23 protein-coding genes are annotated in these 25,049 nt (G+C 69.6%); 17 read left to right on the top strand and 6 right to left on the bottom strand.

Annotated elements, in window-relative coordinates; genetic code table 11:
• Window positions 1–254 precede the first annotated feature (254 nt).
• The gene (gene tyrS, locus C9J49_RS01860) at window positions 255–1,454 is read right to left on the bottom strand and encodes a tyrosine--tRNA ligase (RefSeq protein ID WP_046079382.1); all 1,200 of its coding nucleotides are present in this window, start codon (window positions 1,452–1,454) and stop codon (window positions 255–257) included.
• Window positions 1,455–1,565: 111 nt separating this feature from the next.
• On the opposite strand from tyrS, the gene C9J49_RS01865 reads away from it, so the two are divergent.
• Window positions 1,566–2,696: an anhydro-N-acetylmuramic acid kinase gene (locus tag C9J49_RS01865; RefSeq protein WP_107180911.1), complete on the top strand. Its 1,131-nt coding sequence runs from the start codon at window positions 1,566–1,568 to the stop codon at window positions 2,694–2,696.
• 179 nt (window positions 2,697–2,875) lie between these two features.
• On the opposite strand, the gene C9J49_RS01870 is transcribed toward C9J49_RS01865, so the two are convergent.
• Together C9J49_RS01870 and C9J49_RS01875 are read right to left on the bottom strand one after the other, a co-directional pair.
• Window positions 2,876–4,018, bottom strand: coding sequence for a PilT/PilU family type 4a pilus ATPase (locus C9J49_RS01870; protein WP_107180912.1), 1,143 nt, complete (start codon window positions 4,016–4,018; stop codon window positions 2,876–2,878).
• A gap of 26 nt (window positions 4,019–4,044) precedes the next feature.
• On the bottom strand, window positions 4,045–5,082 hold the full coding sequence (locus C9J49_RS01875; protein ID WP_107180913.1) for a type IV pilus twitching motility protein PilT: 1,038 nt from the start codon (window positions 5,080–5,082) through the stop codon (window positions 4,045–4,047).
• Window positions 5,083–5,136: 54 nt separating this feature from the next.
• Here C9J49_RS01875 and C9J49_RS01880 point away from each other — a divergent pair, with 54 nt between their 5' ends.
• The 5 genes from C9J49_RS01880 to metW all read left to right on the top strand — a co-directional run bounded on the left by C9J49_RS01880 (window position 5,137) and on the right by metW (window position 9,303).
• Entirely contained in the window at window positions 5,137–5,844 is a 708-nt protein-coding gene (locus C9J49_RS01880; RefSeq protein WP_107180914.1) for a YggS family pyridoxal phosphate-dependent enzyme, read from the top strand.
• A gap of 61 nt (window positions 5,845–5,905) precedes the next feature.
• A complete protein-coding gene (gene proC / locus C9J49_RS01885; protein ID WP_046079377.1) occupies window positions 5,906–6,730 on the top strand; it encodes a pyrroline-5-carboxylate reductase in 825 nt (274 codons plus the stop codon).
• 46 nt (window positions 6,731–6,776) lie between these two features.
• Window positions 6,777–7,370, top strand: a complete 594-nt coding sequence (locus C9J49_RS01890; RefSeq protein WP_035593026.1) for a YggT family protein — start codon at window positions 6,777–6,779, stop codon at window positions 7,368–7,370.
• 182 nt (window positions 7,371–7,552) lie between these two features.
• Entirely contained in the window at window positions 7,553–8,710 is a 1,158-nt protein-coding gene (locus C9J49_RS01895) for a homoserine O-acetyltransferase (protein ID WP_046079376.1), read from the top strand.
• Window positions 8,710–9,303 carry a methionine biosynthesis protein MetW gene (gene metW / locus C9J49_RS01900; RefSeq protein WP_035593045.1) on the top strand — a complete coding sequence of 198 codons (594 nt, stop codon included), beginning with the start codon at window positions 8,710–8,712 and terminating at the stop codon, window positions 9,301–9,303. The genes C9J49_RS01895 and metW overlap by 1 nt, the downstream gene beginning before the upstream one ends.
• Window positions 9,304–9,338: 35 nt before the next feature.
• Here the strand turns inward: metW and sfsA are convergent, their stop codons facing one another.
• Complete coding sequence (sfsA, locus tag C9J49_RS01905) at window positions 9,339–10,082, bottom strand: DNA/RNA nuclease SfsA (protein ID WP_107180915.1); 744 nt, start codon at window positions 10,080–10,082, stop codon at window positions 9,339–9,341.
• Window positions 10,082–11,251, bottom strand: a complete 1,170-nt coding sequence (locus C9J49_RS01910; RefSeq protein WP_046079374.1) for a pyridoxal phosphate-dependent aminotransferase — start codon at window positions 11,249–11,251, stop codon at window positions 10,082–10,084. The genes sfsA and C9J49_RS01910 overlap by 1 nt, the downstream gene beginning before the upstream one ends.
• Before the next feature lie 218 nt (window positions 11,252–11,469).
• Here C9J49_RS01910 and dksA point away from each other — a divergent pair, with 218 nt between their 5' ends.
• The 11 genes from dksA to C9J49_RS01965 all read left to right on the top strand — a co-directional run bounded on the left by dksA (window position 11,470) and on the right by C9J49_RS01965 (window position 23,669).
• Window positions 11,470–11,907, top strand: coding sequence for an RNA polymerase-binding protein DksA (gene dksA, locus C9J49_RS01915; RefSeq protein ID WP_035593017.1), 438 nt, complete (start codon window positions 11,470–11,472; stop codon window positions 11,905–11,907).
• Window positions 11,908–11,997: 90 nt separating this feature from the next.
• Window positions 11,998–12,888: a tRNA glutamyl-Q(34) synthetase GluQRS gene (gene gluQRS / locus C9J49_RS01920; RefSeq protein ID WP_046079373.1), complete on the top strand. Its 891-nt coding sequence runs from the start codon at window positions 11,998–12,000 to the stop codon at window positions 12,886–12,888.
• 9 nt (window positions 12,889–12,897) lie between these two features.
• Window positions 12,898–13,092 (top strand): hypothetical protein, encoded by a 195-nt coding sequence (locus C9J49_RS01925; RefSeq protein ID WP_035593013.1) that lies wholly within the window; start codon window positions 12,898–12,900, stop codon window positions 13,090–13,092.
• Window positions 13,089–16,043: an ATP-binding protein gene (locus C9J49_RS01930; protein ID WP_107180916.1), complete on the top strand. Its 2,955-nt coding sequence runs from the start codon at window positions 13,089–13,091 to the stop codon at window positions 16,041–16,043. The genes C9J49_RS01925 and C9J49_RS01930 overlap by 4 nt, the downstream gene beginning before the upstream one ends.
• A complete protein-coding gene (locus tag C9J49_RS01935; protein WP_107180917.1) occupies window positions 16,021–17,424 on the top strand; it encodes a sigma-54 dependent transcriptional regulator in 1,404 nt (467 codons plus the stop codon). Before C9J49_RS01930 ends, C9J49_RS01935 begins: the two co-directional genes overlap by 23 nt.
• Window positions 17,425–18,279: 855 nt before the next feature.
• Window positions 18,280–19,668, top strand: a complete 1,389-nt coding sequence (pcnB, locus tag C9J49_RS01940) for a polynucleotide adenylyltransferase PcnB (RefSeq protein ID WP_107180918.1) — start codon at window positions 18,280–18,282, stop codon at window positions 19,666–19,668.
• Window positions 19,665–20,168 carry a 2-amino-4-hydroxy-6-hydroxymethyldihydropteridine diphosphokinase gene (folK, locus tag C9J49_RS01945; protein WP_107180919.1) on the top strand — a complete coding sequence of 168 codons (504 nt, stop codon included), beginning with the start codon at window positions 19,665–19,667 and terminating at the stop codon, window positions 20,166–20,168. Before pcnB ends, folK begins: the two co-directional genes overlap by 4 nt.
• A 108-nt stretch (window positions 20,169–20,276) precedes the next feature.
• Window positions 20,277–21,068 (top strand): 3-methyl-2-oxobutanoate hydroxymethyltransferase, encoded by a 792-nt coding sequence (gene panB / locus C9J49_RS01950; protein ID WP_046079369.1) that lies wholly within the window; start codon window positions 20,277–20,279, stop codon window positions 21,066–21,068.
• Complete coding sequence (gene panC / locus C9J49_RS01955; RefSeq protein WP_107180920.1) at window positions 21,068–21,916, top strand: pantoate--beta-alanine ligase; 849 nt, start codon at window positions 21,068–21,070, stop codon at window positions 21,914–21,916. Before panB ends, panC begins: the two co-directional genes overlap by 1 nt.
• Window positions 21,917–21,950: 34 nt before the next feature.
• On the top strand, window positions 21,951–22,331 hold the full coding sequence (gene panD, locus C9J49_RS01960) for an aspartate 1-decarboxylase (RefSeq protein WP_035592999.1): 381 nt from the start codon (window positions 21,951–21,953) through the stop codon (window positions 22,329–22,331).
• A gap of 162 nt (window positions 22,332–22,493) precedes the next feature.
• Entirely contained in the window at window positions 22,494–23,669 is a 1,176-nt protein-coding gene (locus tag C9J49_RS01965; protein WP_107180921.1) for an acetyl-CoA C-acetyltransferase, read from the top strand.
• An 84-nt stretch (window positions 23,670–23,753) separates the two neighbouring features.
• On the opposite strand, the gene C9J49_RS01970 is transcribed toward C9J49_RS01965, so the two are convergent.
• A complete protein-coding gene (locus C9J49_RS01970) occupies window positions 23,754–24,962 on the bottom strand; it encodes an MFS transporter (protein ID WP_107180922.1) in 1,209 nt (402 codons plus the stop codon).
• Window positions 24,963–25,049: the final 87 nt, after the last annotated feature.

Genomic DNA, 25,049 nt, shown 5'->3' on the forward strand with positions numbered 1-25,049 from the left:
CATTACCGCCTGCAACGTTGCCCGTCGCCGGCAGCGGATGCGTACTCTACGGATTTCCCGAGGGCGACGCAAGGACTATTTGCCGAATCGTGACGAGGGGATGAACAAGGCGTGACATTCACCTGCACCGGCACCCGCAGAAAGCCATCCACACCCGCCTGCCCACTCGACCGCCTGTGGATAATTAAGGCCCGGCGCCCAGAGACAACAACGCCCGCACGAGGCGGGCGTTCGTCTCGGCACTCGTCAGCGCATCAGGCGACGATGACGCGCGCGTAGCGCTTCTTCCCGGCCTGAACCACGTAGCTCTTGCCGGTATCCAGCATGGCGCTCGGCTCCACGACCTCGCCGTCGACCTTGACCCGGCCGTTCTTGAGCATGTCCTTGGCCTGGGCGCTGTTCTTGGTCAGTCCGGCGCGATTGAGCAGTGCGGCAATAGGCGCCTGCTCGCTGCCCTCGAAATCGACCTCCACTTCCGGCAGGTCTTCCGGCAGCTCGCCGTCGGCCAGCTGGTTGCCGGCGCTGCGGTGGGCATTGGCGGCGGCCTCATCGCCGTGATAGCGGGCGATCAGCTCGCGGGCCAGCTCCATCTTCACGTCGCGCGGGTTGGCACCGCCCTCGACATCGCGCTTGAGCGCCTCAAGCTCCTCGTTGCTCTTCAGCGAGAGCAGCTCGAAGTAGCGCCACATGAGGCTGTCGGGCATCGATACCAGCTTGTTGAACATGGTGCCCGGCGTATCGTCGACGCCCACATAGTTGCCCAGCGACTTGGACATCTTCTGTACGCCGTCCAGGCCCTCGAGCAGCGGCATCGTGATGACGACCTGGGAAGACTGGCCGTAGTGCTTCTGCAGCTCGCGGCCCATCAGCAGGTTGAACTTCTGGTCGGTGCCACCCAGCTCGACATCCGCCTCCAGAGCCACGGAGTCGTAGCCCTGCACCAGCGGATACAGGAACTCGTGAATGGAGATCGACTGGCCGGACTTGTAGCGCTTCTCGAAGTCGTCGCGCTCGAGCATGCGCGCCACGGTGCTCTGCCCCGCCAGCGAGATCATGTCGGCCGCGCTCATGGCGGAGAACCACTCGGCGTTGAAGCGCACCTCGGTCTTCTCGGGATCGAGGATCTTGAACACCTGGGCCTTGTAGGTCTCGGCGTTGGCCTTGACCTCTTCCTCGGTGAGCGGCTTGCGGGTGACGTTCTTGCCGGTGGGGTCACCGATGCGGCCGGTGAAGTCCCCGATCAGGAAGATGACCGTATGACCGAGATCCTGGAACTGGCGCATCTTGGTCAGCAGCACGCTGTGCCCCAGATGCAGGTCCGGTGCGGTGGGATCGAAGCCCGCCTTGATGCGCAGCGGGCGGCCGGAGGCCAGCTTCTTCTCCAGCTCGTCTTCCAGCAGGATCTCGTGGGTACCACGCTTGAGCAACGCTAGCGCGTCGGCGACATCGGTCATGCTCTCCTCTCCACTCGGCAGGGCGGCCCGTTCGGGCGACGCAGGACATTGGCAATGGGCGAGGATGTTACCATGCCAGCCATCGACGGTTGAGCCCCAGCGAGAGCCCTTATGCCCTACTTCATCGGCCTGATGTCCGGCACCAGTCTCGACGGCATCGACGCCGCCCTGGTCGACTGCTCGGCGACACAGCCCCCGCGCCTGATCGCCACCCACGGCGAGCCGATGCCGCCGACGCTCCGCGAGCGCCTGTGGACGCTGTGCCACGCCGACGGCGCCGGCTTCGCCGAACTGGCCGCGGCCGAGCAAGGCTTCTGCGAGGCCCAGGCCCGAGCCGTCACCGGACTGCTGGCGGATGCCGGGCTCGCTCCCGCCGACATCGCCGCCGTCGGCAGCCATGGCCAGACCATCGAGCACGCCCCCTGGGGCCACGACGGAGGGCCGCCCTATACCCTGCAGCTCGACAACCCCAGCCTGCTGGCCGAGCTCACCGGCTGCCCGGTGGTCGCCGACTTCCGTCGTCGCGACCTGGCCGCCGGCGGCCAGGCCGCGCCCCTGGCGCCCGCCTTTCATCAGGCGCTGTTCCGCGCCCCGGGCCAGTGGCGCCTGGTGCTGAACCTGGGCGGCTTCGCCAACCTGACCCTGCTGCCGCCGCGGGAGGACGACCGCCCACCCCTGGGCTTCGACAGCGGTCCGGCCAACGCCCTGCTGGACGCCTGGCACGCTCGCCATCGCCGCGGAAGCTTCGATGCCGACGGCGCCTGGGCGGCCTCGGGCCGCGTCGATGAAGCCCTGCTGGAGCGGCTGCTTGCCGAGCCCTTCTTCCATCGCCCGCCACCGCGCAGTACCGGGCGCGAGATCTTCCATCTCGACTGGCTGGCCTCACATCTCGACGGCCGCGAGCGCCCGGAGGACGTTCAGGCCACCCTCGCCGAGCTGACCGCCGCCAGCGTGGCGCTGGCCGTGGAAATGGCCCGCGACGTCTACGACGCCCCGCCCGCCGAATGCCTGATTCCCTGCGGCGGCGGCGCCCACAACGCCAATCTGCTGGCCCGCCTGGCACGCCGAATGCCCGACACGCGACTGGAAACCGCCGAGGCCTTCGGCTGGTCGCCCGACTGGCTCGAGGCCTCGGCCTTCGCCTGGCTGGCCTGGTGCCGCCTCGAGGGCCAACCCGGCAACCTGCCCTCGGTCACCGGCGCCGCCGGCCCGCGAGTGCTGGGCGGACTCTTCACGCCCTGACTCATACATCCCGCACCGGCACCGACGACGACAGATACTGGCAACACCTGAAAAGTCGACGAGCGAAGGCTAGACCAGGCAAAAATCGGCGAAAGGCCGGAGTTTACGAGCCGTAAATGAGGACCTTGAGCCGATTTTTAACGCCGTATAGCCGAGCGCAGTCACTTTTCGAATAGGCCCTAATAGTCGTCCTCGCCGCGCAGGGACAGATGACTGGCCGCCTCCTTGGCCTGCGCCAGCCCCACCCCCTGCTCGTCGCCGTACTTGATCATCATGCGCAGATCGTTGGCCGAGTCGGCATGCACCAGCGCGACCTCTTCGCTGATCGCCCCCTTCTTGTAGAGGTCATAGAGCGCCTGGTCGAAGGTCTGCATGCCCATGTCCCGGGAGCGGGCCATGACGTTCTTGACGTCCGCCACCTCCCCCTTGCGGATCAGGTCGGCGATCAGCGGCGACTTCAGCAGGACCTCGATGGCCGGGCAACGGCCACCGGCCTGGGTCGGCAGCAGCTGCTGGGCGACGATGGCCTGCAGGTTGAGCGACAGGTCGAGCCAGACCTGGTCGTGCCGCTCGTGGGGGAAGAAGTGGATGATGCGTTCCAGCGCCTGGTTGGCGTTGTTGGCATGCAGGGTCGCCAGGCACAGGTGGCCGGTCTCGGCGAAAGCCAGCGCATGCTCCATGGTCTCCCGGGTGCGGATCTCGCCGATCAGGATCACGTCCGGGGCCTGGCGCAGGGTGTTCTTCAGCGCCACCTCGAACGACTCGGTGTCGATGCCGACCTCGCGCTGGTTGATGATCGCTCGGCGGTGGGGGTGCACGTACTCGATCGGATCCTCGATGCTGATGATGTGGCCGCCGGCGGTCTCGTTGCGCTGCTGGATCATCGACGCCAGGGTCGTCGACTTGCCGGTGCCGGTGCCGCCGACCACGAACACCAGCCCGCGCTTGATGTTGGCCAGCTCGCCGAGCACCTCCGGCAGCGACAGTTCCTCGAGATGGGGAATCTCGAAGGCGATGCGACGGAGCACCATGGCCGGCTGGTTACGCTGGCGGAAGGCACTGACGCGGAAGCGCCCCCGCCCCGACAGGCTGAGCGCGAAATTGGCCTCCTGCTCATCGTCGAAGCGCGCCCGGTGATTCTCGGGCATTGCCGCCGCCACCAGCTCGCCGACCTGCGCCACCGACAGCCCTTCTTCGCCCATGGGCGTCAGCTGACCGGCCATCTTCAGCGTCGGCGGCGCGCCCACCGAGATCAGCAGGTCCGAGGCTTCCTTCTCGATCATGATGTCGAGCAGCTGATACAGCCATTCCTTCGCGGTCATTGACGCTTTCCTCCTGCCTCACCGCCTCATTGATGCGCGAGCGTGGCTCGCGCCTTAGTCTGGGCTTCCTCACGGGCGACCACGTTGTCCGCCACCAGCCGCGACAGCGCCGTATCCAGGGTCTGCATGCCCAGGTTGCCGCCGGTCTGCAGCGCCGAGTAGATCTGCGCCACCTTGTCCTCGCGGATCAGGTTGCGCACGGCCGAGGTGGCGATCAGGATCTCGTGGGCCGCCACCCGGCCGCCGCCCTGGCGCTTGAGCAGGGTCTGCGAGATCACCGCCTGCAGCGACTCGGAGAGCATCGAGCGCACCATGGCCTTCTCGTCCCCCGGGAAGACATCGATGATCCGGTCGATGGTCTTGGCCGCCGAGGTGGTATGCAGGGTGCCGAACACCAGATGGCCGGTCTCGGCCGCGGTCAGCGCCAGCCGGATGGTCTCCAGATCACGCATCTCGCCGACCAGGATCACGTCCGGGTCCTCGCGCAGCGCACTGCGCAGCGCCGGGGCGAAGCCCTGGGTGTCGCGATGCACCTCGCGCTGGTTGATCAGGCAGCGCTTGCTGCGATGCACGAATTCCACCGGATCCTCGATGGTCAGGATATGCTCGAAGCGGTTGTCGTTGATGTGGTCGATCATCGCCGCCAGGGTGGTGCTCTTGCCCGAGCCGGTAGGCCCGGTCACCAGCACCAGGCCGCGCGGCAGCATGGCCAGGCGGCGGAACGTCTCGCCCATGCCCAGATCCTCCATGGTCAGCACCTCGGAGGGAATGGTGCGGAACACCGCCCCGGCGCCGCGGGCCTGGTTGAAGACGTTGACGCGAAAGCGCGAGACGCCCGGCACCTCGAAGGAGAAGTCGGTTTCCAGGTACTCCTCGAAGTCGCGCCGCTGACGGTCGGTGAGGATATCGTAGATCAGCTTGCGGACCTCACGATCGTCCATGGCCGGCACGTTGAGCCGCCGAATGTCGCCGTCGACCCGGATCATCGGCGGCAGGCCGGCCGAAAGGTGAAGGTCCGAGGCGTTCTGCTTTGCCGAGAATGCCAGCAGTTCGGTAATATCCATGCGATTCCCCTGCTCCCGGGATAGAGGTGTTCTTAGTATGGTAAAGCTTGCGACATGACAAACCTGGCACTTCGTGACGCCCTGGCCAACGCCCGCCACCGCCTCGACGCGGCACTGGCCGATGCCGGCCGCGCGCCCGACGGCGCGACGCTGCTGGCCGTGAGCAAGACCAAACCCGCTGCCATGATCCGCGAAGCGCACGCGCTGGGCCAGCGCGACTTCGGCGAGAACTACCTGCAGGAGGCGCTGGAGAAGCAGGAGGCGCTCGCGGATCTCGACGATATCGTCTGGCATTTCATCGGCCCGCTGCAATCGAACAAGACCCGCGACGTGGCCGAGCACTTCGCATGGGTGCACAGCCTGGAACGCGAGAAGATCGCTCGCCGCCTCGATGCCCAGCGCCCCGAGGCGCTGCCGCCGCTGAACGTCTGCCTGCAGGTCAACATCAGCGACGAGCCCTCGAAGTCCGGCGTCTCCGTCGCCGATCTCCCGGCACTGGCCGAGGCCGTGCTGGCCATGCCGAACCTCCGGCTGCGCGGGCTGATGGCGATCCCGGCCCCGGCCGACGATCCCGCCGCACAGCGCCGCCCCTTCGCCCGCCTGCGCGAGGCGCTCGAGGACCTCCGCGAGCGCTTTCCCGAGGCACGGCTCGACGCCCTCTCGATGGGCATGAGCGGCGACCTGGAAGCCGCCGTGGCCGAGGGCGCCACCCAGGTGCGGCTCGGCACCGCCATCTTCGGGGCACGCGACACCTCCGCCTGATCACTCACGACGCCGCCGGCATGCCGACGGCCCATTCGTCGACCCACACAGGATTGAACGCATGGCAAGCCAAGTCACCTTCATCGGCGCCGGCAACATGGCCGGCGCCATCATCGGCGGCATGATCGACAGCGGCTATCTCCGCGACGCCATCACCGCCACCTCGCCCAGCGACGAGATGCTCGCGCCGATGCGCGAGAAATACGGCATCCACACCGCCACCGACAACGCCGCCGCCGTGGCCGAGGCCGACGTGGTGGTGCTGGCGGTCAAGCCGCAGATCATGCAGGACGTCTGCGCCGGGATGCGCGACGCGATCCAGGCGCGCAAGCCGCTGATCGTCTCGGTGGCGGCCGGCCTGCCCGCCGAGACCCTCGAGGCCTGGCTGGGGGGCGAACTCGCCGTGGTGCGCTGCATGCCCAATACGCCCTCGCTGGTCGGCGCCGGCGCCGCCGGGCTCTATGCCAACGCCAAGGTCAGCGACACCCAGCGCGACCTCGCCACCGAACTGCTCGAGGCCGTGGGCCTGGTCGAGTGGGTCGACGACGAAGGCCTGCTGGAAGCCGTGACCGCGGTCTCCGGCAGCGCTCCGGCCTACTTCTTCCTGATGTTCGAGGCCATGGAAGAAGCCGGCGTCAGCCTCGGCCTGCCCGCCGACACCGCCCGCCGGCTGGCCATGCAGACCGCCTTCGGCGCGGCGCGCATGGCGATGGACAGCGACAAGACCCCGGGCGAGCTCAAGCGCAACGTGATGTCGCCCGGCGGCACCACCGAGCGCGCCATCTCGCACCTCGAGGATGCCGGCATGCGCCGCATCGTGGCCGAGGCCATGGATGCCTGCGCCGCCCGCGCCCGCGAAATGGCCGACGAACTCGGCAAGCACTGAACGCCGCGCCACCGCGACCGATCGCACAAGACACGGAGGAGCCCCGATGGGCAGTCAACTGGGAAACGCCGGCCTGCTGCTGGTCAACACCCTCGTCAATATCTACCTGTTCCTGCTGATGCTGCGCTTCCTGCTGCAGGCATCCCGGGCCGACTACTACAACCCGATCAGCCAGTCGGTGGTGAAGATCACCCAGCCGGTGGTACGCCCCTTCCAGAGTTTCCTGGGGCCGGTGATGAACCGCTTCGACCTGGCCACCCTGGCGGCCGGCCTGGTGGTCAAGCTGATCGCCATCGTGGCCATCCTGCAGATCGCCGGCTACGGCATGGCACCGATCGGTAGCCTGGCGATCGGCGCGGTGGCGGCGCTGGCCAATGCCATTCTCAAGATCTACTTCTTCGCGCTGATCGTGATGATCATCCTCAGCTGGGTGTCGCCCCGCGCCAGCCACCCGGCGGCGATCCTGGTCATGCAGCTGGTGGAGCCGATCATGGCACCGGTGCGCCGGGTGATCCCGCCGCTGGGCATGCTCGACCTCTCGCCGATCGTGGTGTTCATCGCCATCAGCCTGCTCGACGGCATCGTGGTGGGCTCGCTGATCCGCGCCGCCGGCGTCGTCGGCGTGCTGGTGGGGCTCTAGAAGGCACGTCGCCGACGATCAGGGATTCGCGATGAGCGTTTCCGGCGACAAGCCGTCGCGAGGGCGCCTTGACCCCATCCATGGCCAAGCCCCCTCGCGCCGGCTCATCCCCGGCGCGGATCGAGCCGAGCCCCCCGTCACGCCCCGAATACCAACGAAAAACGACTGGACACGCCTGACAGATGACCGAGCAGCCACGCGATTCGGTCGGCCTGGTGACGCCGCAGACGGCGCACTTCGACGACCCCCTGGAGCTGGCCTGCGGCAGAACGCTGCCGGCCTACGACCTCGTCTACGAGACCTACGGCACCCTCAACGCCGAGGGCACCAACGCCGTGCTGATCTGCCACGCCCTGTCGGGGCATCACCATGCCGCCGGCTACCACTCGGCGGACGACCGCAAGCCCGGCTGGTGGAACGCCCATATCGGCCCCGGCAAGTCGATCGACACCGACCGCTTCTTCGTGGTCTCGCTGAACAACCTGGGCGGCTGCCACGGCAGCACCGGGCCGACCAGCGAGAACCCCGAGACCGGCACCGCCTGGGGCCCCGACTTCCCGATGATGACGGTGATCGACTGGGTGCACAGCCAGGCGCGCCTGGCCGACCGGCTCGGCATCCAGCGCTTCGCCGCGGTGGTCGGCGGCAGCCTCGGCGGCATGCAGGCGCTGCAGTGGGCCCTGACCTACCCGGAGCGCGTCGCCCACGCCGCGGTGATCGCCGCCACGCCCAAGCTGTCGGCCCAGAACATCGGTTTCAACGAGGTGGCCCGCCAGGCGATCCGCTCCGACCCCGAATTCTTCGACGGCCACTACGCCGAACACGCCACCCTGCCACGCCGCGGGCTCAAGCTCGCCCGCATGGTGGGCCACATCACCTACCTGTCCGAAGACGCCATGGGCAGCAAGTTCGGCCGCGACCTGCGCAGCGACGACCTCAACTTCGGCTACGACGTGGAGTTCCAGGTGGAGTCCTACCTGCGCTATCAGGGCGACACCTTCTCGACCTCGTTCGATGCCAACACCTACCTGCTGATGACCAAGGCGCTGGACTACTTCGACCCGGCGGCAGCCCACGGCGGCGACCTGGCGGCGGCGCTGGCCCCGGCCGCCTGCCCCTTCCTGGTGGTCAGCTTCACCAGCGACTGGCGCTTCCCGCCGTCGCGCTCGAAGGAACTGGCCAACGCCCTGATACGCGCCGGCAAGGCGGTCAGCTACGCCAACATCGACTCGCCCCACGGCCACGACGCCTTCCTGCTGCCCGAGCCCCGCTACCTGGCGGTGTTCGCCGCCTTCATGCAACGCGTGGCCCGCGACCAGGGACTGGAGGAACGCTCATGATGCGCGCCGACCTGCAACGTATCCACGACTGGGTGCCGCACGGCGCCCGGGTGCTCGACCTGGGCTGCGGCGACGGCACCCTGCTGGCGGCCCTGGCCGAGAGCAAGAACGTCACCGGCTACGGCCTGGAAATCGACCCGGACGGCATCACCGCCTGCCTGGCCCGGGGCGTCAACGTCATCGAGCAGAACCTCGACGAGGGGCTCTCCAACTTCGAGGACGACGCCTGCGACCTGGTGGTGATGACCCAGGCCCTCCAGGCGCTGCGCCGCCCGGACCGCATGCTCGACGAGATGCTGCGCGTGGCCGACGAGTGCATCATCACCTTCCCCAACTTCGCCTACTGGCGTCACCGCGCCTATCTGGGCCTGCGCGGCTACATGCCGGTCTCCAAGTCGCTGCCCCACGCCTGGTACGACACCCCCAACATCCACCTCTCGACCTTCAACGACTTCGAGCAGCTGTGTCGCGACAAGGGGCTGTCGATCGTCGACCGGGCGGTGGGCGTCGGCAGCCGTGGCGGCAACTGGGCCTCGCGGCGCTGGCCCAACCTGTTCGGCGAGATCGCGATCTTTCGCGTCACCCGGCGCTGAGCGGACGGGGCGCCGCCCCGTCCGGTTCGTGCCCGTCAGCGATAGCGGCGCTCGAGCTCGACCGGCAGCGCCTCGCCCAGGCTCACGGCCACCGGCCGCCCGTCTTCCCGCATGAAGCGGCAGGCCCGCGCCAGCACCTCCACGCCCTCGCCGGCCACCCGACGCAGCGCCTCGGCATAGGCCGGATCCAGGTGGCCGGCCGGCGCCACCGAGCGGATGCCCTCATGGGCGACGCAGAACAGCAGCACCGCACGATGGCCCTCGGCGGCGAGCGCGGCCAGGGTCTCGAGGTGCTTGCGCCCACGCTCGCTGACCGCATCGGGAAAGTAGCCGTGGCCGTCGTCCTCGCGCAGGGTCACCTGCTTGACCTCGACATAGGTGGTCGCGCCGGCATCGCCATCCAGCCGGAAATCCAGCCTCGCGCCCTCCACCCTGGCCTCACGCTTCAGCGTACCGGCCCCGGCCAGCGCCTCGACCGTGCCCGCCACCAGCGCCTCCTCGACGATGCGGTTGGCCCGCCCGGTATGCACCGAGGCCAGGTCGACGCCGCCCTCGGGCCGAGGCAGCTCGATAAGCTCCCAGGTCCAGGCCAGCTTGCGCCGCGGATCGGCGCTTGGCGACAGCCACACCCGGCAGCCCGGCACGTTGACCGCGCGCATCGAGCCGGTGTTGGGGCAGTGGGCGACGACCTCGCGGCCGTCGGCCAGGCGCACGTCGGCCAGGAAGCGCTTGTAGCGGCGCAGCAGCACGCCCGCCACCAGCGGCGCGGCATAGTCCATCAGGCGCCCTCCTGGCGACTCAGGAACCGCCCCAGCCGCGTCACGGCCTCTTCCAGCCGCTCGACGCCGGTGGTGAAGGCGATGCGCACATGGTATTCGCCGCCCTCGAGGGCGAAGTCGGTGCCCGGGGTGATGGCCACGTTCTCCTCCTCGAGCAGGCGCCGGCAGAAGGCCTCGCTGTCGCGGGTGTAGCGGGACACGTCGAGCCACAGGTAGAAGGCGCCCTGGGGCGGCTGATCGGGCGCCAGCCCCAGTCGCTCCAGCCCCGCCAGCAGGGCGTCGCGGCGCTGCGCCAGCTCCCGGCGGCGCGCCTCGAGGATGTCCCGACACTCGGGCTCGAAGGCCGCCAGGGCGGCGTGCTGGGCCGGCGTCGGTGCCGACAGGAAGACGTTCTGTGCCAGCCGGGTCAGCGGCTCGACCGCCGCCTCCGGCGCCACCAGCCAGCCCAGGCGCCAGCCGGTCATGCCGAAGTACTTGGAGAAGCTGTTGACCACGAAGGCCTGCGGCGCCACCGAGGCGGCGGAGAGCGGCGCCAGGTCGTAGCACAACCCCTGATAGATCTCGTCGACCAGCAGATGGCCGCCGCGCGCGGCGACGGTGTCGGCCACGGCGCCCAAGGCCGAGGCATCGAGCATGTGCCCGGTGGGGTTCGACGGCGTGGCCAGCATCGCCAGCCGGGTGTCGTCGCGCCAGTGGCGGGCGACGGTCGCGGCGTCGAGCTGCCAGCCGCTCGCCGGCCCCACCGGCACCGCCTCGACCTCGGCGCCGGCCAGTGCCATGAAGTGGCGATTGCAGGGATAGGTGGGATCGGCCATCAGCACCCGATCTCCGCCCTCGACCAGCAGCTGGCTGGCCAGCAGCAGCGCGCCGGAGGCGCCCGGAGTGACGATGATGCGGGACGGATCGACCTCGGCGCCGAAATGGCGCGCGTAGTGCCCGGCGATCGCCTCGCGCAGCGCCGGCAGCCCCGCCGCCGGCGTGTAGCGGGTCTGCCCCTCGGCCAGGGCCCGCTGGCCCGCGGCCTGCACCGGTTCGGGAGTGGGGAAGTCCGGCTCGCCCACCTCCAGATGGATGACGTCGTGGCCGGCGGCTTCGCGGGCCTGGGCGGCCTCCAGCAGGCGCATCACGCGGAAGGGAGCAACGGCGTCGAGTCGCGAGCTCCAGGACATGGGCTTCTCCTTGCACGGCGAGTCGTGACCGGCATCTTTTCGGCCGCTCACGGTCAAAGCTCGCATGTTACGACTTTTGTTGCGCTGGCGCAGTCCGGCGCGTCGGGGGGATTGCAAAGGCCGCGTTTTTTCGCTAAACAAGCATCCCTTTGGCGTGAGATACCTTGAGCAGTTCATCGGGTATTGATCAGCAGTCACACAAGTAACGAGGCAGTCCCATGCCAGTAGCAGAAAAGAAGATGGAAGCGCCCAAGAAATTCACCCCGTACGAGCCGGCACCGGGTGAAGAGTACATGAACGAGAAGCAGCTCGAGCACTTCCGCCAGATCCTGCTGGGCTGGAAACAGGAGCTCATGGAAGAAGTGGATCGCACGGTGCGCCATCTCCAGGAAGAGGCGAACAACTACGCCGACCCCGCGGATCGCGCTACCCAGGAGGAAGGCTTCAGCCTCGAGCTCCGCACCCGCGACCGCGAGCGCAAGCTGCTCAAGAAGATCAACGAGACCATCGAGAAGATCGACGAGGACGACTACGGCTTCTGCGAGGCCTGCGGCGTCGAGATCGGCATCCGCCGCCTCGAGGCGCGTCCCACCGCGACCCTGTGCGTCGACTGCAAGACCCTCGCCGAGCTCAAGGAGAAGCAGCTGGGCGGCTGATGGCCGGCCGCCACCGGTTCCGCGACGGGCGCCGCCGGCGCCCGTCCGCACCGTCGCTTCAGCCCTGTCTCTCCCGCTCCGGAGCTGCCCATGAGTGCCTATCGTGGCCGCTTCGCGCCGACCCCCTCGGGTCCCTTGCACTTCGGCTCACTGGTCGCCGCCCTCGCCAGCTTCCTCGACGCCCGCCACGCGCGGGGCCACTGGGGACTGCGCATCGAGGACGTCGACCCGCCACGCTGCCCGCCCGGCGCCGCTGATGCCATCCTGCGCCAGCTCGAGGCCTTCGGCCTGCACTGGGACGGCCCGGTCGCCTGGCAGAGCGAGCGTGACGACGCCTACGCCGCCGCCCTGGCTCGCCTCGAGGCCCGGGGCCTGGCCTATCCCTGCAGCTGCTCGCGCAAGCAGTGGCGCGATCACGCGATCTACCCCGGCTGGTGTCGCGACGGCGTGTGCGAACCGCAGCAGCCTCAGGCCTGGCGGCTGCGTAGCGACCTCGGCCTGCGCCCCGTGCGCTGGCAGGATCGCCTGTTCGGCCCGCAGGCCTTCGATCCGGCCGAGCTCGGCGACGTGGTGCTCAAGCGCAAGGACGGCCTCTGGGCCTACCAGCTGGCCGTGGTGGTCGACGACGCCGACCAGGGCATCAACGAGGTGGTGCGCGGCGCCGACCTGCTCGACAACACCCCCTGGCAGCGCCAGCTGCAGCACGCCCTGGGCCTGCCCGAGCCGCGCTACCTGCACCTGCCGCTGGTGATGGGCGACGACGGCCAGAAGCTCTCCAAGCAGAACCTGGCCCCGGCGCTGCCGGAGGCCGAGCCCGAGGCCCGGCCGCTGCTGCATCGGGCCCTGACGCTGCTCGACCAGGCACCGCCGGCCGCGCTGGCCGAGGCCCCGGTGGCCGAGCAGCTCGAACACGCCATCGCCCGCTGGGCACCATGGCGGCTGCGCGCCGATCCCGAGCGGCACCTGACCGCCGCCGACTGAGGAGAGCGCATGTACGTCTACCGCATCGTGCTGTTCCTGGTCTTCGCCGGCTACCTGTTCTCGCCGCTGCTGATGAGCGGCTGGGGCAGCCCCGGCGCCGCCTGGTATCGGCCCTTCCTGATCTGGGGCGGACTGATCGCCCTGACCGTGTGGCTGGAGCGCAAGCGCCACCTCGACGAGCGACGCCAGGGGGACCTCGAATGAACCTCGCCGGCCTGCTCGCCCTGGGCGTGGGCTACCTGCTGCTGCTCGCCCTGTGCGCCCTGGCGGTGGAACGGGGCGGGGCGGCGAACCGCCTCGCCCGCCATCCCGCGACCCACACCCTGGCGCTGGGCGTCTACGCCAGCGCCTGGGCCATCCACGGCACCCTCGAGCAGGCCGACCGCAGCGGCTACGGCTACCTGGCCTACTACCTGGGGGCGGCCGGTGCCTTCCTGCTGGCGCCGATGCTGCTGGTGCCGATCCAGCGCATGGCCCACACCTACCAGCTGGCCTCGCTGGCCGACCTGTTCGCCTTCCGCTTCCGCTCACGCTGGGTGGGCACGCTGGTCACCCTGGTCAGCCTGCTGGCGGTGCTGCCGCTGCTGGCGCTGCAGGTGCAGACCATGGCCAACGCCATCCGTCTGCTGACCGGCGGCGGCTCGCGGGAGTGGCTGGCGCTGGGCTTCAGCGCCCTGATCGCGCTGTTCGCGATCCTGTTCGGCGCCCGGCATACCCACCTCAATGCCCGCCAGGACGGCCTGCTGGCGGCGATCGCCCTGGAGTCGGTGGTCAAGCTAGGCGCCATGCTGGCGCTGGGCGCCGTGGCGCTGTTCGGGATCTTCGACGGCCCCGGCGACCTCCAGGCCTGGCTCGACGGTCCGGGCCACCTCGCCCAGGCCGAGACGCAGTCGCTGCCCCCGGCCCAGTGGCGCACCCTGCTGATGCTGTTCTTCGCCGCGGCCTTCCTGATGCCGCACATGTTTCACATCACCTTCGCCGAGCCGCTGGAGCGCCGCACCCTGCTGCGCGCCGGCTGGGTGGTGCCGCTGTTCCTGCTGCTGATGGCCCTGCCGGTGCCGCTGATCCTGTGGGGAGCCCAGCGTCTCGGGGTCGACCCCGCGACCACCGGCAGCGCCTACCTGGCCTTCGCCCTGTCGTCCTCGTGGTGGGTCGGCGCCCTGGCCTTCCTCGCCGGCCTGGCCGCGGCCAGCGGCACCATGATCATCATCTCCCTGGCGCTGTCGGGGATGATCCTCAACCACCTGGTGCTGGTGGCCCACCCGCCCATCGCCCAGCCCGACCTCTACCGCTGGCTGCGCTGGCTGCGGCGCGCCCTGATCGGCGCGGTGATCGTTGGCGGCTGGCTGTTCTATCGCACCGTGGGCGTGCACCACGACCTGTCGACCCTGGCGATCGCCTCGTTCGTCGGCATGGCCCAGTGCCTGCCGGGCATGCTGGCGCTGCTCTACTGGCCCGGCGCCAACCGCAAGGGCATGGTCACCGGCCTCGCGGTGGGCGTGGCCATCTGGCTGGCCGGCCTCTGGCCGTCGCTGCTCGGCGGCGCGCCCTGGCTCCCTCCGATCCCCCCGGGACTGGAGACGCTGGCCGACGAGCCCGACTGGTATCTCGTCACGCTGGTCTCGCTGGCCGCCAACGTGCTCGCCTTCATCCTCGTCTCGCTGGCCACCCGCACCTCGGCCGGCGAGCGGGCCGCCGCCGAGGCCTGCTCGGTGGACGCCGTGGTGCGCCCCATGCGTCTGCCGCTGGTGGCCGCCAACGGCCTGGAGATCAAGCGCCACCTGTCCCGGGCGCTGGGTCAGGAGGTCGCCGAGCGCGAGGTGGAGCGCGCCCTGGCGGCGCTGCAGATGTCGCCTCTCGATGGCCGCCCCTATGCCCTGCGCCGGCTGCGCGACCGCATCCAGGCCAACCTCTCCGGGCTGATGGGCCCCTCGGTGGCCCAGGACATCGTCGACCGCTTCCTGCCCTATCGCCAGGACGGTCCCGGCCCCACCGAGGACATCCACTTCGTCGAGAACCGGCTGGAGGACTATCGTCCGCGGCTCAACGGCCTGGCCCGTGAGATCGACGGCCTGCGCCGCTATCATCGCCGCACTCTGACGCGGCTGCCGGTGGGGCTGTGCGCCTTCGGCGAGGACGGCGAGCTGCTGATGTGGAACGACGCCCTCGCCGAGCTCTCCGGCATCCCCGGCGAGTCGGTGATCGGCGCCCACCGCGATACCCTGCCGCCACCCTGGGACGAGCTGCTGGGCCGCATCCTCGCCGAACCGGCCAGCCAGCTCTACAAGCAGCCGGTGACGCTGGCGAACGGCCAGCGCTTCCTGAGCCTGCACCGGGCCGAACATCAGGACGAGCGCGACGCCCACGGCGGCAACGTCATCCTGGTGGAGGACCACAGCGAGATGAAATGGCTGGAGGACGAGCTGGTGCACGCCGCTCGCCTGGCCTCCATCGGCCAGCTGGCGGCCGGCGTGGCCCACGAGATCGGCAATCCCATCACCGGCATCTCCTCGCTGGCCCAGAATCTGCGCTACGACACCGATGACCCCGAGCTCCGGGAGACTGCCGACCAGATCCAGCAGCTCACCGACCGGGTCTCGCGCATCGTCGGCTCGCTGGTGGGCTTCGCCCACGGCGGGCGCCACGTCACCGGCGCCGCCTTCGCGCCGGTGTCGATGGCCGAGGTCACCGACGAGGCCCTGAACTTGATCCACCTCGCCCGCTCGGGGGAGGATATCCGCTTCGAGAACCGCTGCCCGCCGAACCCACGGGTGTCCGGCGACGCCCAGCGCCTGCAGCAGGTGATGATCAACCTGCTCGGCAACGCCCGCGACGCCAGCGTGCCCGGCGGGCGAGTGGTCGCCGCCGGCGAGGCGGACGGCAAACGGCTTCGGGTCACGGTCACCGACGAGGGCCACGGCATCGACGCCCGGGTCCGCGATCATCTCTTCGAGCCCTTCACCACCACCAAGCCCGCCGGCGAGGGCACGGGACTCGGCCTGCCGCTGGTCTACAGCATCGTCGCCGAGCACGGCGGCCACATCGACATCGAGTCCCCGCCCGCCGGGCAGGCCCATGGCACCCGTATCCTGCTGTGGCTGCCCCTCCACCGAGAGGATGCTGAGAGTACCAATGAGCCGGATCCTGATCGTTGAAGACGAAGCCATCATCCGCAGCGCCCTGAAGCGCCTGCTGGAACGCCATGACCATCGCGTCAGCGAGGCCGGCTCGGTGGACGAGGCGCTGGCCCTCGATCCCCAGGGCTTCGACCTGGTGATCAGCGACCTGCGCCTGCCCGGGGATCCCGGCACCGAGCTGGTCGCCCGCGTCGCCCCGGTGCCGGTGCTGATCATGACCAGCTACGCCAGCATGCGCTCGGCGGTGGAGGCGCTGAAGCTCGGCGCCGTGGACTACGTGGCCAAGCCCTTCGATCACGACGAGCTGCTCGAGACCGTGGCCCGGGTGCTCCACCAGCGCGCCCTGCAGCAGGGCGAGCCGCCTGACGTCACCGCCCCCGGCGGCGAACGCCAGCCAATGATCGGCAACTGCCCCGCCATGCAGGCGGTCTACACCCGCATCCGCAAGACCGCGCCGGCCGACGTCACCGTGCTGATCCAGGGCGAGTCCGGCACCGGCAAGGAGCTGGTGGCCCGCGCCCTGCACCAGCAGAGCCGGCGCGCCGCCGCCCCACTGGTGTGCGTCAACTGCGCGGCCATTCCCGAGACGCTGATCGAGTCCGAGCTGTTCGGCCACGAGAAGGGCGCCTTCACCGGCGCCAGCGCCGCCCGCACCGGCCTGGTCGAGGCCGCCGACGGTGGCACCCTGTTCCTCGACGAGATCGGCGAGCTGCCGCTGGATGCCCAGGCCCGCCTGCTGCGCGTGCTGCAGGAGGGCGAGATCCGCAAGATCGGCTCGGTGGAGACCCGCCACGTCGACGTGCGCCTGATCGCCGCCACCCATCGCGACCTGCACGCCCTGTCACGCACCGGCGGCTTCCGCCTGGACCTCTACTACCGCCTCAACGTGATGCAGATCGACCTGCCGCCGCTGCGCGACCGCGAGGACGACATCCTGGAAATCGCCGACGTGCTGCTGGAGAAGGCCTGCCGGCGCCACGAACGCGAGGGGCTCAAGCTGTCGCGGGCCGCCCGACGGGTGATCCGCGACTGCCCCTGGCCCGGTAACGTGCGCGAGCTGGAGAACGCCCTGGAACGCGGCGTGATCCTCGCCGAGGGCCACCTGATACACCCCGACGATCTGGGGATCGGCCCCCCGCCCCATGCCGGTGCGGCCCCGCCGGCGCCGCCCGTTCCCGACGACGAGCCGCCCGCGTCCGGCGGCGGCGAACGACCGGACGAGGAGGAAGAGGACCTGTCCCTCGAGGACTACTTCCAGCACTTCGTGCTCGAGCACCAGGACCAGATGAGCGAGACCGAGCTGGCCCAGAAGCTCGGCATCAGCCGCAAGTGCCTGTGGGAGCGCCGTCAGCGCCTCGGCATCCCGCGCAAGAAGGGCCCTCGCCGCAGCACCGGCTGAGGCGACGGGCACCGGACGCCGCCCGCCACTACGACCAAAGCACTAGCGCCCGCGGCCGACCCCGCGGGCGTCGTTTTTGAGGCGTTCGACGGCGCACACGCACCATTTGTTACCTTCCCACACAGCCTTTGCCCCATAAGCGCGCACCCTGGGTAACACTTTCCCGCCTCACGCCGAGAGCACTCGACGGTGTATAACATATCTTATTGATTTAAATGAGCTTAATGGATTGTGGCACACCGCCTGCTACATACAGGACAAGAAAAACAATGCCGGATGCCACCCGCGGCCAATAACAACAACAAGGCCCGCGCGCGGTGACAGGCCCGTCCAACAACAACAAGACCACGGGCCGGAAGACACACGAGCGCCATTGCCGACAACAAGCACAACAGCGGCAGCGGGCGCGAGTCCTTCGAGGCAACAACAACAAGACGCTCGAAGTCCGGAATCAGGACGCGACGCACCCGACCCGGCCGCCAACAACAACAAGGGCCGTCAGAGGTGCACCCCCGTCAACAACAACAAGACGTCGGGGGGAGGCAATCACATGCCGTCGTGGTTGGATTATTGTTTTGAATACGAGACGGTCACTTTCAGGAACGTCCACAATGACAACAACATTGCTTGCCTGAGCTCCTTGGTGACTGTGGTGCGTATTCAAGGCGATGCGCCATCACGAAGAAGAATCAGCAGCAGGGATGCTGCATCCTGCTTTCAGGGGAGGCTCACGAGCCTCCCCTTTCCATTTCCAGGCGGCGGGTCAGCGGCCCCACGCTTTGCAAGGTGTCGGGTGTTCGCTACACTCAACGCCTTTCGTACCCTCTTTTGTACCCCGCGAGTCGACAACGCCGCATGATCAAAGGATTTACCCGCTTTCTGCAGAGCCCGGGCGAGCGCCTCCGGTCGCTGTTCGGCCCTCAGGAGCCGTCGGCCGCCCTCCCCGAGCTGCGCATCATTCCACGCGACGAGCACCCGGTCTCTCGCCAGCACTTCAGCGACGCCGCCCTCAAGGTGCTGTACCGGCTGCACAACGCCGGCCATGAGGCCTTCCTGGTAGGGGGCTGCATCCGCGACTCCCTGCTCGGCCGCATGCCCAAGGACTTCGACGTGGCCACCGACGCCACCCCGGAGCAGGTGCGCGAGCTGTTTCGCAATTCCCGTATCGTCGGGCGCCGCTTCCGTATCGTCCACGTGCGCTTCGGCCGCGAGGTGATCGAGGTCACCACCTTCCGCGGCAAGCCCAGCGACGATCACGCCGACCATATCGCCCAGCAGTCGGACGACGGCATGCTGCTGCGCGACAACGTCTGGGGCAACATCGAGGAGGACGCCATCCGGCGCGACTTCACGATCAACGCGCTCTACTACAACATCGCCGACTTCTCGATCCACGACTTCGCCGGCGGCGTCCAGGACATCGAGGATCGCACCCTGCGGCTGATCGGCGACCCGGCGACCCGCTACCGCGAGGACCCGGTACGCATGCTGCGTGCGGTGCGCTTCGCCGCCAAGCTCGACTTCGACATCGCCCCGGCCACCGAGGCGCCGATCGCCGAGCTGGCCGAGCTGCTGCTCCAGGTACCGCCGGCGCGGCTGTTCGACGAGGTCCTCAAGCTGTTCATGAGCGGCCACGGCGTCGAGACCTTCCACCTGCTGCGCGACTACGGCCTGTTCGCCATGCTGTTCCCCGAGGCCGACGAGGCCATGGAAGAGCTGCCCTGGGCCGAGGCGGTCATCGAGCGCGCCCTGACCAGCACCGACCGCCGCGTCCGCGACGACCGCCCGGTGACGCCGGCCTTCCTGTTCGCCGCCCTGCTGTGGGGCCCGGTGCAGCTGCGCCAGCAGGCCCTGGAGGCCGACGGCATGCCGCCCATCCCGGCGCAGCAGGCCGCCTCCCAGCAGGTCATCTCGCGCCAGCTGCAGCACGTGTCCATTCCCAAGCGCTTCAGCCTGCCGATGCGCGACATCTGGGACCTGCAGCAGCGCCTGCCGCTGCGCCGCGGCAAGCGCGTCTTCCAGACCCGCGAGCATCCGCGCTTCCGCGCCGCCTACGACTTCCTGCTGGTGCGCGAAGCCGCCGGCGAGATGGAGCCCGGCCTCGGCGACTGGTGGACCGCCTTCCAGGACGCCGACGAACACGAGCAGCGCCGCCTGCTGGGCAAGGTCGACGCCGACCCCGCCGGCACCCCCGCCCCGCGCAACAAGCGCCGGCGCCGCAAGCCGTCCAACGACGACTCATGAGCGCACCACACCGCGCCTGGATCGGGCTCGGCAGCAACCTCGACGACCCCCACGGCCACGTCGAGCGCGCCCTGACCGAGCTCGACGCCCTGCCGCTGACCCGGCGGCGCCGGGCCTCGTCGCGCTACGCCAGCCGCCCGCTGGGCCCGGCCGACCAGCCCGACTTCGTCAACGCCGTGGCCGAGCTGGAGACCCGGCTGTCGCCGCTGGCCCTGCTCGACCAGCTGCAGGCCCTCGAGCAGCGCCACGGACGTGTCCGTGGCCGCCGCTGGGGGCCGCGCACCCTGGACCTCGACCTGCTGCTGTTCGACGATCACGAGATGACGACGCCACGACTGACGCTGCCCCACGCGGAAATGGCGAACCGCGCCTTCGTGCTGGTGCCAATGGCCGAGCTCGCCCCGGCGCTGCGCCTGCCCAACGGCCGAACCGTCGCGCATCTGGCCGCCGACCTCGACCAGGCCGGACTGCGCCGAGTGTTACCCGATACCGCCGAATGACGCCCCGCCTGTTACATATCGACACCCTCGACCGGTTCGGGTAACAATGCGCGGTTACACAAGAGCGCGGCCTTCGCCGAGCGCCGGATCACGACACGAGAGCACGCCATGAAAACCGTCACCCTGAGCACGCTGCAGGCCTTCAAGCGCGCCGGTGAAACCTTCAGCTGCCTGACCGCCTACGACGCCACCTTCGCCCATGCCGCCAGCGAGGCCGGCATCGAGGTGCTGCTGGTCGGCGATTCCCTGGGCATGGTCCTGCAGGGCCACACCAGCACCCTGCCGGTGACCCTGGACGACGTCTGCTATCACACCCGCTGCGTGGCCCGCGGCAAGGGCGCGAGCCTGCTGATGGTCGACCTGCCCTTCATGAGCAACACCACCACCGAACGCCTGCTCGAGGACGCCGGGGCGCTGATGCGTGCCGGCGCCGAGATGGTCAAGGTGGAAGGCGAGGCCTGGATGGCCGACGGCATCCGCGAGCTCTCCCGCCGCGGCGTGCCGGTGTGCGCCCATCTGGGCCTGACCCCGCAGACCGTCCACCAGCTGGGCGGCTACAAGGTCCAGGGGCGCGACGCCGGCCAGGCCGAACGCATCCTCGAGGATGCCCGCACCCTGGCCGAGGCCGGCGCCTCGGTGATCCTGCTCGAGTGCGTGCCGGCGAGCCTCGGCCGCGCCGTGAGCGAGGCCCTGGACGTGCCGGTGATCGGCATCGGCGCCGGCGCCGGCACCGACGGCCAGATCCTGGTGATGCACGACGTGCTCGGCGTCACCGCCGGCCGCAAGCCGCGCTTCGTGAAGAACTTCCTGGCCGAGGCCGACGACGTCCAGGGCGCCTTCCGCCGCTACCACGAGGACGTCAAGGCACGGCGCTTCCCCGCCGAGGAGCACGGCTTCTGATGCAGACCCTGAACGACGTCGCCACGCTGCGCGAGATGCTGGCCGAGCATCGCCGCGCCGGCCGCACCATCGGCCTGGTGCCGACCATGGGCAACCTGCACGCCGGCCACCTGGCGCTGGTCGCCGAGGCACGGCGCCGCACCGACGTGGTGGTGGCGACCATCTTCGTCAATCCGATGCAGTTCGGGCCGAACGAGGACCTCGACGCCTATCCGCGCACCCTGGCCGACGATCAGGCCCACCTCGAGGCCGCCGGCTGCGACCTGCTGTTCGCCCCCGACGTGGCCACCGTCTACCCGCGCGGCCTGGACGCCCAGACCCGGGTCAGCGTGCCCGAGGTCTCCGAGGGGCTGTGCGGCGGCGACCGTCCCGGTCACTTCGACGGCGTGGCCACCGTGGTCACCATGCTGTTCAACCTGGTGCAGCCGGACCTGGCCTGCTTCGGCGAGAAGGACTACCAGCAGCTGGCGGTGATCCGCCGCCTGGTGGCCGACCTGCACCTGCCGCTCGAGATCGTCGGGGTGCCGATCGAGCGCGCCGAGGACGGCCTGGCGCTGTCCTCGCGCAACGGCTATCTGGACACGGCGCAGCGCGCCGTGGCGCCCGAGCTGTATCGCACCCTGTGCGCCCTGCGCGAGGCGCTGGAGGGCGGCGAGCCGGTCGACGACAGCCTGACCCGCGGCCTCGAGCGGCTGCGCGAGGCGGGCTTCGTCCCCGACTATCTGGAACTGCGTGCCGCCGACCTGGGCCCGGTCGGCGACACCACGCGCGACGCCGTGCTGCTCACCGCGGCGCGCCTGGGCCCGACCCGACTGATCGACAACCTGTCGCTGACCCTCCCCCGCTGAGGGCCCGGCCACGCCACGAAGGAGTTCCCCTTTCATGCTGACCACCATGCTCAAGGCCAAGCTGCACATGGCCCGCGTCACCCACTCGGTGCTGAACTACGAAGGCTCCTGCGCCATCGACGGCGAGCTGCTCGACATGTCCGGCATCCGTGACAACGAGCAGATCCAGATCTACAACGTCGAGAGCGGCCACCGCTTCACCACTTATGCCATCCGCGCCGAGGAAGGCTCCAAGGTGATCTCGGTCAACGGCGCCGCCGCCCACCTGGCCAACGCCGGCGAGCGGGTGATCATCTGCAGCTACGCCCAGTACGAACAGGCCGAGCTCGACGATCACCAGCCCTCGCTGGTCTACCTCAAGGAAGGCAACGTCGTCAGCCACACCAGCAACGCCATCCCCGTCCAGCTGGCCTGATGCTCCCCGGCCGGGGCGCCCGCCCCGGCCTCTCCTCTCGTCCTTCTCCCGCGTGCCTATACTGAAGTTCTAGCCGAGCCGACTCGGCGGGGATTGCCGCAGCGCACAAAAGTCCCCTATGCTGAGCGGACGCTCGTCCGCGAATCTTCAGGAGTAAGCCTCATGCAAGAAGTGGTCATCGTTGCCGCCCGTCGCACCGCCGTCGGCGCCTTCGGCGGCTCCCTCGCCGGCATCCCCGCCAGCGACCTGGGCGCCCATGTGATCAAGGACATCCTCGCCGGCACCGGCGTGGCCCCGGAGCAGGTCGACGAGGTGCTGCTCGGCCAGGTGCTGACTGCCGGCACCGGCCAGAACCCGGCCCGCCAGGCCGCCATCAAGGGCGGACTGCCCGACGCGGTGCCGGCCATGACCATCAACAAGGTCTGCGGCTCGGGCCTCAAGGCCCTGCACCTGGCCACCCAGGCGATTCGCTGCGGCGACGCCGAGCTGATCCTGGCCGGCGGCCAGGAGAACATGTCGCTCTCTCCGCACATGCTGCCCAATTCGCGCACCGGCCAGCGCATGGGCGACTGGAAGGCCATCGACTCCATGGTTCATGACGGCCTGTGGGATGCCTTCAACGACTTCCACATGGGCATCACCGCCGAGAACCTGGCCGAGAAGTACGGCATCACCCGCGAGGAGATGGACGCGTTCGCCGCCGGCTCCCAGCAGAAGGCCTCCGCCGCGATCAAGGAAGGCAAGTTCAAGGGCCAGATCGTTCCGGTGGAGATTCCCCAGCGCAAGGGCGACCCGCTGGTGTTCGACACCGACGAGAACCCCCGCGAGACCACCGCGGAGAAGCTCGGCGGCATGCGCCCGGCGTTCAAGAAGGACGGCAGCGTGACCGCCGGCAACGCCTCCTCGATCAACGACGGCGCCGCCGTGGTGATGCTGTGCTCCGCCGAGAAGGCCAAGGCCCTGGGCCTGGAGCCGCTGGCCCGCATCAAGGCCTATTCCAACGCCGGCGTCGACCCGGCGATCATGGGCATCGGCCCGGCCCCGGCCACCCGCCGCTGCCTCGACAAGGCCGGCTGGAGCCTCGAGGACCTGGACCTGGTCGAGGCCAACGAGGCCTTCGCCGCCCAGGCGCTGGCGGTGAACAAGGAGCTCGGCTGGGACACCTCGATGATCAACGTCAACGGCGGCGCCATCGCGCTGGGCCACCCGATCGGCGCCTCCGGCTGCCGCATCCTGGTGACCCTGGTGCACGAGATGATCGCCCGCGATGCCAGGAAGGGCCTGGCGACGCTGTGTATCGGCGGCGGGCAGGGCGTGGCGCTGGCGATCGAACGTTAAGCGACTGCCACGACGCCTCACCACGAAAAAAGCCCCCGCTTTGATGAGCGGGGGCTTTTGCGTTCTGGCTGGTGTCTCTCGTCTTCAGCCCTGAGGCGGCCCGACCACCCGCGAGGGCGTGCGTGCCACCAGTGCCGCGGCCAGCACGAACAGCCCGCCGGCACCGAGCAGCACGCCGCTCAGGCCGATGGCATCCACCACCCGGCCGCCGGCCATGGCCCCGATGCCGATCGACAGGTTGAAAACGAAGGCCATCAGCGCGGTGGCGGCCTCGGTATTCAGGGCGCTCTTGAGGATCCAGGTCTGCAGGCTCACCGAGATGCTGCCGAACACCGCGCCCCACAGCATCAACAGCCCGATCGCGGCCGCCGGCTCGCGCCCCAGCCAGGGGAAGGCCAGGGTCGCGATCGCCAGCAGCAGCGGAATCACCAGCACCGTGGCGTAGGGCCGTCGCCCGGCGGCGGTGCCGGCGAGGAAGTTGCCCAGCAGCCCGGCCGCGCCGTAGCAGAGCAGCAGGGCGCTGACGCTCGCCAGGGGTATGCCGGCGATCTCCTGCAGGATCGGGCTGACGAAGGTGTAGGCGGCGAAGTGGCCCATCACGATCAGCGCGGTGGCGGCCACGCCGACCCGCACGCCGCGGCTGGCGAACTGGCCGGCCAGGTTGGACAGCCGCACCGGCTGCTGCGCCGGCAGGCTCGGCAGCAGCCGCCACAGGGCAATGGTCACCAGCAGGCTCAGCCCGGCCAGCGAGCCGAAGGCGATGCGCCAGTCGGTGTGCTCGCCGAGCCAGGTACCCGCCGGCACGCCGAGCACCGAGGCCCCGGCCACGCCGCTGAAGATCAGCGACATGGCCCGCGGCACCTGCTCCAGGGCCACCAGCCGCGAGGCCAGCCCGCCGGCGATGGCCCAGAAGCCGCCGATGCACACGCCCACCAGCACCCTGGTCACGAGCAGCATGGCGAAGTCGTCGGCCAGCGCGCCCAGCAGGCTGGCCAGGGTCATCAGCGTCATCAGCCCGGTCAACAGCCAGCGGCGGTCGAGCCGGCCCACCGCCACCGGCAGCAGCGGCGCGGCGAAGGCTGCCACCACACCGGGCACGGTGATCAAAAGGCCGGCGGTACCGGAAGTCACGGACAGCGAGTCGGCCACCTGGGACAGCAGCCCGATGGGCAGCTGCTCGGCGGTGACCAGCAGGAAGATACCGATCATCACCGCGCCCACGCCCAGCCAGTCGCGACGCTGGGTGTCGGTCCTGGGGGCGGTGGATGACGGAGCGGATTCGTGGCGCGTCATGGGTCGTCCCTGATCGATGGCGGGGCCAGGGCCCCGGAACGAGAACGCCCCCGCGGCGTGAGCCACGGGGGCGTTCGGCTCAATGAC

Origin of the sequence: Halomonas sp. SL1, assembly GCF_003030865.2 — a bacterium.
GTDB lineage: Bacteria > Pseudomonadota > Gammaproteobacteria > Pseudomonadales > Halomonadaceae > Halomonas > Halomonas halophila.